Origin of the sequence: Streptomyces sp. NPDC048295 (assembly GCF_040652135.1) — a bacterium.
Taxonomy (GTDB): Bacteria; Actinomycetota; Actinomycetes; order Streptomycetales; family Streptomycetaceae; genus Streptomyces.
Window position 1 is genome coordinate 1 of record NZ_JBEZLL010000011.1, and the last position, 13,632, is coordinate 13,632.

A 13,632-nucleotide genomic window follows, 5' to 3' on the forward strand; every position below is an offset into this window, starting at 1 on the left:
GCCGATCGACCCCCTCCCAAGCCTCTCTACGATGCTCAAATGGGAGGGGCCTCTTTCTTTCCGGGATGCTAGTGGCCTCCGGCCGGAGGCCGCCCGACAGCGTCCCTGGACCGGTGTGCGCGGCTACCGGGCGAGGTAGGCGGTCAGGGTGGTCCCGGCCAGGTCGCGCATCTCCCGGGCAAGATGGGCCTGGTCGGTGCAGCCCGCCTCGACGGCCGCCTCGGCGTACGGCGTCCCGGACCGGGCGAGGGCGAGCGCGCGCTGCAGCCGCAGGACCCGGGCGAGGGTCTTGGGCCCGTAGCCGAAGGCGGCGAGCGAACGGCGGTGCAGCTGGCGGGCGCCGAGACCGGCCCGGTGCGCGGTGTCCGCGACGGACCGCCCGGCGCCGAGCCGGTCCGCGACGTAGCGCATCAGCGGGTCGGGCGGCGCGGTGCCGGCCGCCAGGCGCAGCGCGACGTCCTCCAGCGCGGCGGCCGGGTCGGCGGCTTCGGCGAGTTGCTCGGTGAGTACGCGGACCCGGCCCCCGGGCCACAGGTCCGCGAGCTCGACGCGGCGGTCGCGCAGCTCGTGCGCCGCCACGCCGAGCAGCGCGGGGGCCGTGCCGGGTGCGAAGCGGATACCGGCGCAGTGCCCGCCGGGCGGGGCGGACGGCGTCATGGCACGGGTGTCGGGTCCCGCGACGAACAGCCGGCCGCCGATCCAGAGCAGGTCCATGCATCCGTCGGGCAGCACCGGGTGTGCCGCGCCCTCCGGCATGTTCAGTGTCCACACGACCGCACCGTCGAAACGCGACGTCCGCTCTTCGTACCTGTCGCCCATGCCTCACACGCTAGTCTCGTCCGCGAACGGAATCGGCTTCCCGGGGGCGGTCATGACTGCACTGATGGAGTTCACCACCGACAACGGTGCGACGGTGACGGTCGAGGTCGACCGTCACACACAGGGCGCGCAGCTGGTCGCGCTGGGCGACGACAACACCCTGGCCAGGGCCGGGCGCACCTTCGACAGCGCCCTCACGGGAATCCGCTCGGCGGCCGAGTCCGCCCTCGCGGTGTTCCGGGACGGCGCCCTGAAGCCGGACGGTGTGGAGCTCGAGTTCGGGGTGAAGATCACGGCGGAGGCCGGGGCCGTGATCGCGAAGAGCGCGGTCGAGGGCCACATGGTGGTGAAGCTGTCCTGGTCCCCCGGCGCGACACCGGCGGAACCGACGCAACCGGCGGCTCCGGCGGCTCCGGCGGAACCAGCGGCTCCGGTCGTTCCGGCGCCCGCACCCGCGCCGTAGCGGCCGCGGCGGTCACAGCCGCTCAGCCGTCGGACCCGTCATCCCGCTCGTCGGCGTTCGGCTTGTCCTGGTTCGATTTGTCCGGCTCCTTGTCGCGGCCCGGCTGGAGCCTGGACCTCACATCGTCCGGCGGCAGGAACTTCGACCAGCGCTCGGGGAATTCGGACGGCATGTACGGGCTGTCGCCGTCGTCGCCCTCGTCGTCGTCATCGTCGTACCAGTCCTCGTCGTCCTGGTTGCCCGCCTGCGACCGGGCGACGAACTCCGCCGCCTGGGCCGCGCGAACCCGGTCGTTGGCCGCGCGGGCGGCGGCCGTCGCCAGCGAGGGCCACACCCGGTCGATGGCCGCGTTCACCGCCGCTCCCACCAGTACCGCGAACGCGGAGATGCCGATCCACAGCAGGACGGCGATCGGGGCCGCCAGCGAGCCGTAGATCGTGGGCCCCTCGACCGTACTGGTGAGATAGATCCGCAGCAGGAAGCTGCCGAGCACCCACATCGCGAGCGCCACGAGCGCACCCGGCATGTCCTCGATCCAGGGCGAACGGACCGGCACGGACACGTGGTAGAGCGTGGTCAGGAACGCGATCGACAGCAGGATCACCAGCGGCCAGTACAGGACGCTTATGAGCTCGGTGCCCCACGGGACGAACTCCACGACCCTGTCCGGTCCGACGACGAGCAGCGGCAGCACCACGGAGCCGAGCAGCAGCGCGACGACGTACAGCAGGAAGGAGAGCAGCCGCGTCTTGACGATGCCGCGCTGGCCGTCGAGGCCGTACATCACGGTGATCGTGTCGATGAAGACGTTGACCGCGCGGGAACCGGACCAGAGCGCGATCGCGAAGCCGATCGAGATGACATCGGGCCGGGCGCCGGTGGTGACGTCCGCCAGGAGCGGCTTGGCGAAGTCGTTGACGCCCCGCTCGCTGAGCACGGTCTGCGCGGCGTTGAGGATGTTGCGCTCGATGGAGGCGACCGTGGTGGTGCTGGTCCACTCGTCGACATAGCCGAGCAGCCCGATCAGGCCGAGCAGCAGGGGCGGCAGGGACAGCAGGGTGAAGAACGCCGCCTCGGCGGCGAGCCCGAGAATGCGGTACTCCATGCACGAGTTGACCGTGTCCTTGAGCAACTGCCAAGCCATCTTCCGCTTGGATACGTTGCGGTAGAGAACTCGGGCTCGGTGGAGCCGACCCGGCCGCTCGGGTGTTTTATTTGCTGCCTGCACGTCCTTACCGTATCGGCATGGCAGCCACCACCCACACCGTGTCCAACCAGGTACCACCGCTGACCGGCTACGACGTCTTCGCCGCCGACCGGGCGCTCGGCGAGGCGGTGCGACGTCACACGTCACCCGGGCTCCTGGCCGAAGTCCGGGGCGAGCTCGGCGAGCTGGGCAGGTCCGCGGGCTCCGCCCAGGCGCAGGAGTGGGGCGCGCAGGCGAACGCGAATCCGCCGGTGCTGCGTACCCACGACCGCTACGGCCACCGCATCGACGAGGTCGGGTTCCACCCGGCCTGGCACCGGCTGCTCGGCCACGCGGTCGGCGCGGGCCTGACCAGCGCCTGGAGCCGGCCCGGCGGTCATGTGCGGCGGGCGGCCGGCTTCCTCGTGTGGACACAGGCCGAGGCGGGGCACGGCTGCCCGCTGTCGATGACGCACGCGGCGGTGCCCACGCTGCGCACCGATCCGGCGCTGGCCGCCGAGTGGGAGCCGCTGCTCACCTCGACGGTGTACGAGCGGGGGCTGCGGCCCGCCGCGCGCAAGGCCGGGGTGCTCCTCGGGATGGGACTGACGGAGAAGCAGGGCGGCACGGACCTGCGGTCGAACACGACCCGCGCCGAGCCGCTGGCCGCGGAGGGCGAGTACCTGCTCACCGGGCACAAGTGGTTCTGCTCGGCGCCGATGTCCGACGGATTCCTGGTGCTGGCGCAGGCGCCGGGCGGACCGACCTGTTTCCTGCTGCCCCGGGTGCTGCCCGACGGCACCCGCAACGCCTTCGCGATCCAGCGGCTCAAGGACAAGCTGGGCAACCGGTCGAACGCGTCGGCCGAGGTCGAGTTCGACGGTACGTGGGCACGCCGGGTCGGTGAGGAGGGGCGCGGGGTGCGCACCCTCTTCGGGATGGTGGCGGCGACCCGGCTGGACTGCGTGATCGGTTCGGCGGCGCTGATGCGGCAGGCCGTGGCGCAGGCGGTCCACCACTGCACGTACCGCAGCGTGTTCGGCGGGGTGCTGGTCGACAAGCCGCTGATGCGCAATGTGCTGGCCGATCTGGCACTGGAGTCGGAGGCCGCGACGGTGCTGGCGATGCGGCTGGCGGCGGCGTACGACGACGGCTCGGAGAGCGAGCGGGCCTTCCTGCGGATCGCGGTGCCCGCGGCGAAGTACTGGGTGACCAAGCAGTGCACGCCGATGGTGGCCGAGGCGCTGGAGTGTCTCGGCGGCAACGGCTACGTCGAGGAGTCCGGGATGCCCCGGCTGCTGCGCGAGGCGCCGCTCAACTCGATCTGGGAGGGCTCGGGCAATGTACAGGCGCTGGACGTACTGCGGGCGCTGCAGCGCGAGCCGATGGCCCTGGACGCGTTCCTCCAGGAGGTCGGCAGGGCGCGCGGGGCCGATCACCGGCTGGACGGGGCGATCAAGGACATGCTGACCGAGCTCGCCGATCTGAGCGGGATCGAGGCGCGGGCCCGCCGGCTGGCCGAGCGGATGGCGCTGGTGCTCCAGGGGTCGCTGCTGGTGCGGTGGGCACCGCCGGAGGTGGCCGACGCGTTCTGCGCGTCACGGCTGGGCGGGGACCGGGGCGCGGCCTTCGGTACGCTGCCGCACAGCCTCGATCTGGCCTCGGTCGTCGAACGGGCGCGGCCGGTCGCGGATTAGCGGGGCGCGTTTCGCGCGCACGGCAAAGGAGGGTGGTGCTGCGCCGACACGGCACCACCCTCCATGCTGTGCACACCGAACAGTGGAGCGCAGGCTCCGCCGCGCGGTGTTCCACCACTCTCGTACGGACCTCCACCCCCTCGCCAGAGTTGCAAAGGGTTGCAACCATTGTGCGGAGTGTGCGGTGCCCGCCCCCTCGCGGCGGCAGGATGGGGCCCGTCGATCGTCGAGCCGGCCTGGGATGTGGGGGGAACCGGAGTGGAGACAGGTGCCTTCGGGGTGACACCGACGGATGCCCGGCAGTCCGCCGAGGCCGCCCGCCTGGTCCACCGGGCCAGGGAGGCCAGGCTCGCCGGGGAGCGCCGGCCGGTCTCCCCGCGGGCCGAGATCGGTGCCTCGTGGGACCGGGTGCTGCGCAGCGGCATGGATCCGGACCAGTCCACCGAGAGCGAACTGCTGGGCGTGGACGAGATCGAGCACCGGCGCCGGATCTCGACACTGGGCGAGGTGATGCCGCTGCTGAACGACGGTCTGGTCGCCCTGGCGGACGCCGCCCAGCAGATCATGGTGGTCACCGATGTGGAGTGCCGGGTGCTGTGGCGCCGGGGCAATGCGACGGTGCTGCGCCGGGCGGACGAGGTCTGTCTGGCGGAGGGCGCGGCCTGGGCGGAGGAGAGCACGGGGACGAACGCGATCGGTACGGCGCTGGTCTCCCGTGTCCCGGTCCAGGTCCACTCCTCGGAGCACTTCGTCCGCACCCTGCACAACTGGACGTGTGCGGCGGCCCCGGTCCGCGACCCGCGGGACGGCAAGGTGATGGGGATCGTCGACATGAGCGGTCCCGCGTCGACGTTCCATCCGACGACGCTCGCCCTGGTCAGTTCGGTCGCCAGGCTCGCGGAGAGCGAGATCAGGAACCGGCATCTGCAGGCGATCGACCGGCTGCGTTCGGTGGCTGCACCGCTGGTGTGCCGGCTGGGCGGGCGGGCCCTGGCGGTGGACACCCACGGCTGGCTGGCCGCGGTGACCGGGATGCCGCCTGTCGACCGGCTGCCGCTGCCCAAGTCGTTGCGGCCGGGGCGGGTGTGGCTGCCCTCGCTCGGCATGTGCCGGGTGGAGCCGCTGCCCGGCGGCTGGCTGCTGCAGGTCGCGGACGGGCCCTCGGACGGGGCGCCGCAACGGGTGGTGCTGGATCTGAGCCGGCCCCGCGGTCTCACGGTCAATGTGGTGGGCGCGGTGGGCACCTGGACGCAGCGGCTCTCGCCGCGCCACGCGGAGCTGCTGTACGCCCTGGCACTGCACCGCGAGGGGCGTACGGCGTCCGAGCTCGCCCAGGACATCTTCGGCGACGCGACCCGGACGGTGACGGTGCGGGCGGAGATCTCCCGGATGCGCCGCCATCTCGCCCAGGTGCTCGCGCACCGCCCGTACCGCTTCGGCGAGGACATCGAGGTGGAGGTGATCCACCCGGACGACCCGGCCGATCTGCTGCCGCACTCGACGGCTCCGGTGGTGGTCGGGGCGCGGACGGGCGACCGGGGTGCCCCGTAGCCGATTCCGGTTCCGGCTCCGGTCCGGCTCCGGTCCGCGGTCCGGTCCGCGGTCCGGTCCGGTCTGGTCCGGCTCCGGTCCGCGGTCCGCGCCTCGGGACCGGCTTTGGCGCGGGCGGCGGGGCGTGGTTCCCTGGCAGTCATGAGCAACTCCGTACCTGCCGCCGCGCCCGCCACCACCGAGGTGACCGTCTGGTCCCTGGAACAGACCTCCCCCGACGACCTGCGGCCCGCCGCGGTCCCCGAGGGCGATGTGCGGATCGTGCGGTCACAGATTCCGCTTCCCGAGTTCAGCCGGTTCCTCTACACGGCGGTCGGCGGCGACATCCGGTGGACGGACCGGCTCGGCATGACGTACGCGCAGTGGCAGGAAGCCCTGGACCGGCCGGGGGCCGAGACCTGGGTGGCGTACGAGAACGGCACCCCGGCGGGCTACATCGAGCTGGACCCGCAGGACGAGGGCGCGGTCGAGATCATGTACTTCGGGCTGATTCCGGCCTTCCGGGGGCGGCGGATAGGCGGCCATCTGCTCTCGTTCGGGGTCGCCCGCGCCTGGGACCTGGCGGAGCGCTGGCCGGAGCGGACGCCGACGAAGCGGGTGTGGCTGCACACCTGCTCCAAGGACGGCCCGCACGCCATGGACAACTATCTGCGGCGCGGCTTCCGGCTCTTCGACACGAAGGTGGAGCTGGAGCCGGAGCTGGCGAGCCCGGGGCCGTGGCCGGGGGCCGGGCGGTGACGGGACGGGCGGCAGCCCTCCGCCTGCGGTGAGGCCGCCGTCGGCGCGTGGGGGGATTGCGGCGATTGCGGAGGGGACGGCCCGGGTGTTCCGAGTGACGAGCACCACACCATCTCGCGATGCGGGACACTCTCGTCCACATCTTGGATAGTGGTGGACTGGCCCGAGATACGCGTGCCACGCTTCCGTCATGCCTGGAACTGGAATTGCCTTGGTGAGTCGACGCCACGTCGACCTCGGCCGCGTGTCCAGCGCCATCTGTCCGGCGAGCTGAGAGTCCCAGCACCGCCGCGCTCCCCTTTTTCTCTGCAATCCCTGCGCACCGCCGCGCCTTGACGCGAGTGTGCAGTTCAGAGCCGCCCTCCTGCAGTCCCGAAGGACGTACTGTCATGGCCGCTACCCCGGAACAGCCTGCGCCCGTCACGCCCCGCCGCAAGGCCGGACGCCACCGTGGCGAAGGCCAGTGGGCCGTGGGGCACCACACTCCGCTCAACGGCAATGAGCAGTTCAAGAAGGACGACGACGGTCTCAATGTGCGGACACGCATTGAGACGATCTACTCCAAGCGCGGCTTCGACTCGATCGACCCCAACGATCTCCGCGGCCGGATGCGCTGGTGGGGTCTCTACACCCAGCGCAAGCCCGGGATCGACGGCGGCAAGACCGCGATCCTGGAGCCGGAGGAGCTGGACGACAGGTACTTCATGCTGCGGGTCCGCATCGACGGCGGCCGGCTGACCACCGCGCAGCTGCGGGTGATCGGCGAGATCTCGCAGGAGTACGCGCGCGGCACCGCCGACATCACCGACCGGCAGAACATCCAGCTGCACTGGATCCGCATCGAGGACGTCCCGGCGATCTGGGAGAAGCTGGAGGCCGTCGGGCTCTCCACCACCGAGGCGTGCGGCGACTGCCCCCGCGTGATCATCGGCTCCCCCGTGGCCGGCATCGCCGCCGACGAGATCATCGACGGAACGCCCGCCGTCGACGAGATCCACGACCGGTACATCGGCAACAAGGAATTCTCCAACCTGCCGCGCAAGTTCAAGACCGCGATCTCCGGTTCGCCTGTGCAGGACGTGGTCCACGAGATCAACGACATCGCGTTCGTCGGCGTGGTCCACCCCGAGCACGGTCCGGGCTTCGACGTCTGGGTCGGTGGCGGGCTCTCCACCAACCCGCGGCTCGCCGAACGGCTGGGGGCGTGGGTACCGCTCGACGAGGTTCCCGACGTCTGGGCCGGAGTCGTCGGCATCTTCCGCGACTACGGATACCGGCGGCTGCGCAACCGCGCCCGGCTGAAGTTCCTGATGGCCGACTGGGGCCCGGCGAAGTTCCGCCAGGTGCTGGAGGACGAGTACCTGAGGCGTCCGCTGACCGACGGCCCCGCACCCGAGCAGCCCAGCAGCCGCTGGCGCGACCACGTGGGTGTGCACCAGCAGCAGGACGGCCGCTTCTACGTCGGTTTCGCCCCCCGGGTCGGCCGGGTGGACGGCTCCACACTCGCCAAGATCGCCGACCTGGCCGCCGCACACGGCTCGGACCGGCTGCGCACCACCGTCGAGCAGAAGATGATCATCCTCGATGTGGCACAGGACCAGGTGGACTCCCTGGTCGCCGGGCTGGAGGCGCTCGACTTCCAGGTACGGCCCTCGCCGTTCCGGCGCGGCACGATGGCCTGCACCGGCATCGAGTTCTGCAAGCTGGCGATCGTCGAGACGAAGGCGCGCGGCGCGGCGCTCATCGACGAACTGGAGCGCCGCCTGCCGGACTTCGACGAGCCGCTCACCATCAACCTCAACGGCTGCCCCAACGCGTGCGCCCGCATCCAGACCGCCGACATCGGTCTCAAGGGCCAGCTCGTGCTGGACGAGGACGGCAACCAGGTCGAGGGCTATCAGGTGCACCTGGGCGGCGCCCTGGGCCTGGAGGCCGGGTTCGGCCGCAAGGTCCGGGGCCTGAAGGTCACTTCGGCCGAGCTGCCCGACTACGTCGAGCGGGTCCTGGGCCGTTTCCAGGAGGAGCGCGAGGACGGCGAGCGGTTCGCGGCCTGGGCGGCGCGGGCGAGTGCGGAGTCGCTGTCATGAGCGAGCGCGCCGCACCGTTCCACTGCCCGTACTGCGGGGACGAGGACCTGCGCCCGCACGAGAGCGGCCACGGCGCCTGGGAGTGCGGCTCCTGCAACCGCGCGTTCCAGCTCAAGTTCCTGGGCCTGCTGGCCCGGGGACTGCGGCGCAACGATGGCGAAGGGGACGGGATATGACTCAGACTCTGCGGACCGAGGACCTTGAGACCCTGGCCGCACGGGCCGGCCGTGAACTGGAGGACGCCTCGGCGCCGGAGATCCTGAAGTGGGCCGCGGACACCTTCGGCGGGAAGTTCTGCGTCACGTCCTCCATGGAGGACGCGGTCGTCGCGCACCTCGCCTCGCGCGTCCTGCCCGGCGTCGACGTGGTCTTCCTCGACACCGGCTACCACTTCCCGGAGACGATCGGCACGCGTGACGCGGTCGAGGCCGTGATGGACGTCAACGTCATCACGCTGACCCCCCGGCAGACGGTGGCCGAGCAGGACGCCGAGTACGGGCCGAGGCTGCACGACCGCGACCCCGACCTGTGCTGCGCGCTGCGCAAGGTCAAGCCCCTCCAGGACGGTCTGACGGGGTACACGGCCTGGGCGACCGGACTGCGCCGCGACGAGTCCGCCACCCGGGCGAACACCCCGGTCGTCGGCTGGGACGCGAAGCGGCAGAAGGTGAAGATCTCGCCGATCGCCCGCTGGACGCAGGACGACGTCGACGCGTACGTCGCGGAGCACGGCGTACTCACCAACCCGCTGCTGATGGACGGCTACGCCTCCGTGGGCTGCGCGCCCTGCACCCGCCGGGTGCTGGAGGGCGAGAACGCCCGCGCCGGACGCTGGGCCGGCCGGGGCAAGACCGAGTGCGGGCTGCACGACTGATGACGACTGATCAGGAGACTTCGATGAGCGTGACGGAGACGGGAGCCACCATCTGGCTGACCGGTCTGCCGAGCGCGGGCAAGACCACCATCGCGTACGAACTCGCCGGGCGGCTGCGCGGCGAGGGCCACCGCGTGGAGGTGCTCGACGGGGACGAGATCCGGGAGTTCCTCTCCGCGGGTCTCGGCTTCTCCCGCGAGGACCGCCACACCAACGTCCAGCGGATCGGCTTCGTCGCCGAGCTGCTGGCGGCCAACGGCGTGAAGGTGCTGGTCCCGGTCATCGCCCCGTACGCGGACAGCCGGGACGCGGTACGCAAGCGGCACCAGACGGAGGGCACCGCGTACCTGGAGGTGCATGTCGCGACGCCGGTCGAGGTGTGCTCCGAACGCGATGTGAAGGGGCTCTACGCCAAGCAGGCGGCGGGCGAGATCAGCGGGCTCACCGGGGTCGACGACCCGTACGAGGCGCCCGAGTCGCCGGACCTGCGGATCGAGTCGCACCGGCAGACCGTGCAGGAGTCCGCGGCGGAGCTCCACGCGCTGCTGAGCGAGAGGGGTGCGGCATGACGACCGTCGCGACCGTGCAGGAAGGCACCGGCAATCCGTACGCACTCAGCCACCTGGACTCCCTGGAGTCCGAGGCCGTGCACATCTTCCGCGAGGTGGCGGGCGAGTTCGAGCGGCCGGTGATCCTTTTCTCCGGCGGCAAGGACTCCATCGTGATGCTGCACCTGGCGCTCAAGGCGTTCGCGCCCGCACCGGTGCCGTTCACGCTGCTGCACGTGGACACCGGGCACAACTTCCCCGAGGTGCTGGAGTACCGCGACCGCACGGTGGCCCGGCACGGGCTGCGGCTCCATGTCGCCTCCGTGCAGGAGTACATCGACGCCGGAAAGCTCCGCGAGCGCCCGGACGGCACCCGCAATCCGCTGCAGACCGTGCCGCTGACCGAGGCGATCCAGCAGCACCGCTTCGACGCCGTGTTCGGCGGCGGGCGCCGGGACGAGGAGAAGGCCCGCGCCAAGGAGCGGGTCTTCTCGCTGCGCGACGAGTTCTCCCAGTGGGACCCGCGCCGCCAGCGCCCCGAGCTGTGGCAGCTCTACAACGGCCGGCACGCCCCCGGCGAGCACGTCCGGGTCTTCCCGATCTCCAATTGGACCGAGCTGGACGTCTGGCAGTACATCGCCCGCGAGGGCATCGAGCTCCCGGAGATCTACTTCGCCCATGAGCGCGAGGTCTTCAGCCGCTCCGGAATGTGGCTGACCGCGGGCGACTGGGGCGGCCCCAAGGAGGGCGAGCGGGTCGAGACCCGGCAGGTGCGCTACCGCACCGTCGGCGACATGTCGTGCACCGGCGCCGTCGACTCGGACGCCACGACGCTGGACGACGTGATCACCGAGATCGCCGCCTCCCGGCTCACCGAGCGGGGCGCGACGCGTGCCGACGACAAGATGTCCGAGGCCGCGATGGAAGACCGCAAGCGCGAGGGGTACTTCTAAATGACCACCACAGCCGAGCAGTTGTCAGCCACCACTCTGCTGCGGTTCGCCACCGCGGGGTCCGTCGACGACGGCAAGTCCACCCTCGTGGGACGTCTGCTGCACGACTCCAAGTCGGTCCTGGCCGACCAGCTGGAGGCCGTCGAGCACGCCTCGCGCAGCCGGGGCCAGGAGGCGCCCGACCTGGCGCTGCTGACCGACGGCCTGCGGGCAGAGCGCGAGCAGGGCATCACCATCGATGTCGCCTACCGCTACTTCGCGACACCGCGCCGCCGGTTCATCCTGGCCGACACCCCGGGGCACGTGCAGTACACCCGGAACATGGTGACCGGCGCCTCGACGGCCGAGCTGGCCGTCGTCCTGGTCGACGCCCGCAACGGCGTCGTCGAGCAGACCCGCCGCCACGCCGCGGTCGCCGCGCTGCTGCGGGTGCCGCACGTGGTACTGGCCGTCAACAAGATGGACCTGGTCGACTACGCGGAGCCGGTGTTCGCCGCCATCGCCGAGGAGTTCACCGCGTACGCCGCCTCGCTCGGCGTCCCGGAGATCACCGCGATCCCGATCTCCGCACTGGCCGGTGACAACGTCGTGGAGCCGTCCGCGCACATGGACTGGTACGGCGGTCCGACGGTCCTGGAGCACCTGGAGACGGTGCCGGTCAGCCATGACCTCACCGCCTGCCACGCCCGCTTCCCGGTCCAGTACGTCATCCGGCCGCAGACCGCCGAGCACCCCGACTACCGGGGCTACGCCGGTCAGATCGCCGCCGGCGCGTTCCGGGTGGGCGAGGCCGTCACCGTCCTCCCCTCCGGCCGTACGTCGACGATCGCCGGGATCGACGCGCTCGGCGAGAGCGTCGACATCGCCTGGGCGCCCCAGTCGGTGACCCTCCGGCTGGCCGACGACATCGACATCTCGCGCGGCGACCTGATCGCACCGGCCGACGACGCGCCGGCCGTCACCCAGGACGTCGAGGCGACCGTCTGCCACGTCGCCGACCAGCCGCTCGCCGTCGGCCAGCGGGTGCTGCTCAAGCACACCACCCGCACGGTCAAGGCGATCGTCAAGGACATCCCCTCGCGCCTCACGCTGGACGACCTCTCCCAGCACCCGGCGCCCGGCCGGCTCGTCGCCAACGACATCGGCCGGGTCGTCGTCCGGACCGCGGAGCCGCTCGCGCTCGACGCGTACGCGGACTCCCGGCGCACCGGATCGTTCCTGCTGATCGACCCCGCGGACGGCACCACGCTGACGGCCGGGATGGCGGGCGCCTCGTTCGCCGCCGCGGACGGGCCCGAGGCCGCCGCGGACGACACCGGATGGGACTTCTGATGACCGTCGACATCTACTCCACGTTCGCGAAGGAGGGCGGCCGCATCGGCAGCGGCGCCCTCGGCAGCGGCCAGGGCGGGGTCGCGCGATGTGCGCGATGACGTACGCGCACTGCCTGCGCGCCCACTCGCTCCGCCCGCAACGCCAGTTCAGACGAAGACCTGCCGACCTCCCGGCCGCGTCCCCGTGATCGACCGGGACGCGAGGACCGGGCCGACGAGAGGAAAGCCTCCCGTGTCTGCCCCCCGTACCACGCCGCGCCGTGCCCTGACCGCCGTCGCCGCCCTGCCGCTGCTCGCCCTCGCGCTCACCGCCTGCGGCTACGGCTCCGAGGCGAAGCAGGACGACGCCAAGAAGGCGGACGTCGCCGCCGGCGGCAAGAAGCTCTCCGCGGACACCGTGAAGATCGGCTACTTCCCGAACCTCACCCACGCGACCGCCCTGGTCGGCATCCAGGAAGGCATCATCGCCAAGGAGCTCGGCTCCACGACGGTCAAGCCGTCGACGTTCAACGCCGGTCCGTCCGAGATCGAGGCACTCAACGCGGGCTCGATCGACATCGGCTTCATCGGCCCCTCGCCCGCCATCAACGGCTACACCAAGTCCAAGGGCAAGAGCCTGAGGATCATCGGCGGTTCGGCGTCCGGCGGTGTGAAGCTGGTCGTCGACCCGAAGAAGATCAAGACCCTGGACGACCTCAAGGGCAAGAAGATCGCCACCCCGCAGCTCGGCAACACCCAGGACGTGGCCTTCCTCAACTGGATATCCGAGAAGGGCTGGAAGGTCGACGCCAACAGCGGCAAGGGCGACGTCTCCGTGGTCCGTACGGACAACAAGGTGACGCCGGACGCCTACAGGTCCGGCTCCATCGACGGCGCCTGGGCCCCCGAGCCGACCGCTTCCAAGCTGGTCGCACAGGGCGCCAAAGTGCTCCTCGACGAGTCGACGCTGTGGCCGGACAACAAGTTCGTGATCACGAACATCATCGTGTCGCAGAAGTTCCTGACCGAGCACCCGGACGTCGTCGAGGCGGTGCTGCGCGGCACCGTCGACACCAACGCGTGGATCAACGCCAACCCGGACAAGGCGAAGGCCTCCGCCAACGCCGCGCTCAAGACGCTGTCCGGCAAGGAGCTGCCGCCCGAGGTCCTCGACCCGGCGTGGAAGTCGATCCAGTTCATCGACGACCCGCTGGCCGCCACGCTCGACACCGAGGCCGAGCACGCGGTGAAGGCGGGCCTCCTGGAGCAGACGGAACTGACCGGCATCTACGACCTGAAGCCGCTGAACAAGATCCTCAAGGCCGCGGGCGAGCCCGAGGTCGCCGACGCCGGTCTCGGCGTCAAGTAATCCGGCACCCGGAAAGGATCCCAGGAGGTGACGA

14 protein-coding genes are annotated in these 13,632 nt (G+C 71.3%); 12 read left to right on the forward strand and 2 right to left on the reverse strand.

Annotated features, from left to right (window positions below; genetic code table 11):
* Positions 1 to 123: 123 nt before the first annotated feature.
* The gene (locus AB0D53_RS18060; protein ID WP_362447103.1) at positions 124 to 819 is read right to left on the reverse strand and encodes an AraC family transcriptional regulator; all 696 of its coding nucleotides are present in this window, start codon (positions 817 to 819) and stop codon (positions 124 to 126) included.
* Between the two features lie 52 nt (positions 820 to 871).
* Here AB0D53_RS18060 and AB0D53_RS18065 point away from each other — a divergent pair, with 52 nt between their 5' ends.
* Positions 872 to 1,282, forward strand: coding sequence for a CU044_2847 family protein (locus tag AB0D53_RS18065; protein ID WP_362447106.1), 411 nt, complete (start codon positions 872 to 874; stop codon positions 1,280 to 1,282).
* A 22-nt stretch (positions 1,283 to 1,304) separates the two neighbouring features.
* Here the strand turns inward: AB0D53_RS18065 and AB0D53_RS18070 are convergent, their stop codons facing one another.
* Positions 1,305 to 2,426: a YihY/virulence factor BrkB family protein gene (locus tag AB0D53_RS18070; protein ID WP_362447109.1), complete on the reverse strand. Its 1,122-nt coding sequence runs from the start codon at positions 2,424 to 2,426 to the stop codon at positions 1,305 to 1,307.
* A gap of 101 nt (positions 2,427 to 2,527) precedes the next feature.
* Here AB0D53_RS18070 and AB0D53_RS18075 point away from each other — a divergent pair, with 101 nt between their 5' ends.
* From AB0D53_RS18075 to AB0D53_RS18125, 11 genes are all read left to right on the forward strand, one after another.
* Positions 2,528 to 4,165: an acyl-CoA dehydrogenase family protein gene (locus AB0D53_RS18075; RefSeq protein WP_362447112.1), complete on the forward strand. Its 1,638-nt coding sequence runs from the start codon at positions 2,528 to 2,530 to the stop codon at positions 4,163 to 4,165.
* A 279-nt stretch (positions 4,166 to 4,444) separates the two neighbouring features.
* Entirely contained in the window at positions 4,445 to 5,716 is a 1,272-nt protein-coding gene (locus AB0D53_RS18080; RefSeq protein WP_362447115.1) for a GAF domain-containing protein, read from the forward strand.
* A 141-nt stretch (positions 5,717 to 5,857) separates the two neighbouring features.
* A complete protein-coding gene (locus tag AB0D53_RS18085) occupies positions 5,858 to 6,454 on the forward strand; it encodes a GNAT family N-acetyltransferase (RefSeq protein WP_362447118.1) in 597 nt (198 codons plus the stop codon).
* A gap of 190 nt (positions 6,455 to 6,644) precedes the next feature.
* Positions 6,645 to 6,728 carry a putative leader peptide gene (locus AB0D53_RS18090; protein ID WP_317864749.1) on the forward strand — a complete coding sequence of 28 codons (84 nt, stop codon included), beginning with the start codon at positions 6,645 to 6,647 and terminating at the stop codon, positions 6,726 to 6,728.
* Between the two features lie 115 nt (positions 6,729 to 6,843).
* Complete coding sequence (locus AB0D53_RS18095) at positions 6,844 to 8,541, forward strand: nitrite/sulfite reductase (RefSeq protein ID WP_362447121.1); 1,698 nt, start codon at positions 6,844 to 6,846, stop codon at positions 8,539 to 8,541.
* Positions 8,538 to 8,717, forward strand: coding sequence for a hypothetical protein (locus tag AB0D53_RS18100; RefSeq protein WP_362447124.1), 180 nt, complete (start codon positions 8,538 to 8,540; stop codon positions 8,715 to 8,717). The genes AB0D53_RS18095 and AB0D53_RS18100 overlap by 4 nt, the downstream gene beginning before the upstream one ends.
* Complete coding sequence (locus AB0D53_RS18105; protein ID WP_362447127.1) at positions 8,714 to 9,415, forward strand: phosphoadenylyl-sulfate reductase; 702 nt, start codon at positions 8,714 to 8,716, stop codon at positions 9,413 to 9,415. Before AB0D53_RS18100 ends, AB0D53_RS18105 begins: the two co-directional genes overlap by 4 nt.
* Positions 9,415 to 9,984, forward strand: coding sequence for an adenylyl-sulfate kinase (gene cysC, locus AB0D53_RS18110; RefSeq protein ID WP_329819688.1), 570 nt, complete (start codon positions 9,415 to 9,417; stop codon positions 9,982 to 9,984). Before AB0D53_RS18105 ends, cysC begins: the two co-directional genes overlap by 1 nt.
* Positions 9,981 to 10,916, forward strand: coding sequence for a sulfate adenylyltransferase subunit CysD (gene cysD, locus AB0D53_RS18115; protein ID WP_072486023.1), 936 nt, complete (start codon positions 9,981 to 9,983; stop codon positions 10,914 to 10,916). The genes cysC and cysD overlap by 4 nt, the downstream gene beginning before the upstream one ends.
* Positions 10,917 to 12,248, forward strand: a complete 1,332-nt coding sequence (locus AB0D53_RS18120) for a GTP-binding protein (RefSeq protein ID WP_362447132.1) — start codon at positions 10,917 to 10,919, stop codon at positions 12,246 to 12,248.
* A 234-nt stretch (positions 12,249 to 12,482) separates the two neighbouring features.
* Positions 12,483 to 13,598, forward strand: a complete 1,116-nt coding sequence (locus AB0D53_RS18125; RefSeq protein ID WP_362447135.1) for an aliphatic sulfonate ABC transporter substrate-binding protein — start codon at positions 12,483 to 12,485, stop codon at positions 13,596 to 13,598.
* Positions 13,599 to 13,632 lie beyond the last annotated feature (34 nt).

Excerpts from the sequence above, each read along its gene's own strand:
- AB0D53_RS18100 (WP_362447124.1), top strand. The coding sequence starts at position 8,538 with ATGAGCGAGCGCGCCGCACCGTTCCACTGCCCGTACTGCGGGGACGAG.
- AB0D53_RS18070 (WP_362447109.1), bottom strand. The coding sequence starts at position 2,426 with ATGGCTTGGCAGTTGCTCAAGGACACGGTCAACTCGTGCATGGAGTAC.
- AB0D53_RS18065 (WP_362447106.1), top strand. The coding sequence starts at position 872 with ATGACTGCACTGATGGAGTTCACCACCGACAACGGTGCGACGGTGACG.
- cysC (WP_329819688.1), top strand. The coding sequence starts at position 9,415 with ATGACGACTGATCAGGAGACTTCGATGAGCGTGACGGAGACGGGAGCC.
- AB0D53_RS18085 (WP_362447118.1), top strand. The coding sequence starts at position 5,858 with ATGAGCAACTCCGTACCTGCCGCCGCGCCCGCCACCACCGAGGTGACC.
- cysD (WP_072486023.1), top strand. The coding sequence starts at position 9,981 with ATGACGACCGTCGCGACCGTGCAGGAAGGCACCGGCAATCCGTACGCA.
- AB0D53_RS18075 (WP_362447112.1), top strand. The coding sequence starts at position 2,528 with ATGGCAGCCACCACCCACACCGTGTCCAACCAGGTACCACCGCTGACC.
- AB0D53_RS18060 (WP_362447103.1), bottom strand. The coding sequence starts at position 819 with ATGGGCGACAGGTACGAAGAGCGGACGTCGCGTTTCGACGGTGCGGTC.
- AB0D53_RS18090 (WP_317864749.1), top strand. The coding sequence starts at position 6,645 with ATGCCTGGAACTGGAATTGCCTTGGTGAGTCGACGCCACGTCGACCTC.
- AB0D53_RS18105 (WP_362447127.1), top strand. The coding sequence starts at position 8,714 with ATGACTCAGACTCTGCGGACCGAGGACCTTGAGACCCTGGCCGCACGG.
- AB0D53_RS18120 (WP_362447132.1), top strand. The coding sequence starts at position 10,917 with ATGACCACCACAGCCGAGCAGTTGTCAGCCACCACTCTGCTGCGGTTC.
- AB0D53_RS18095 (WP_362447121.1), top strand. The coding sequence starts at position 6,844 with ATGGCCGCTACCCCGGAACAGCCTGCGCCCGTCACGCCCCGCCGCAAG.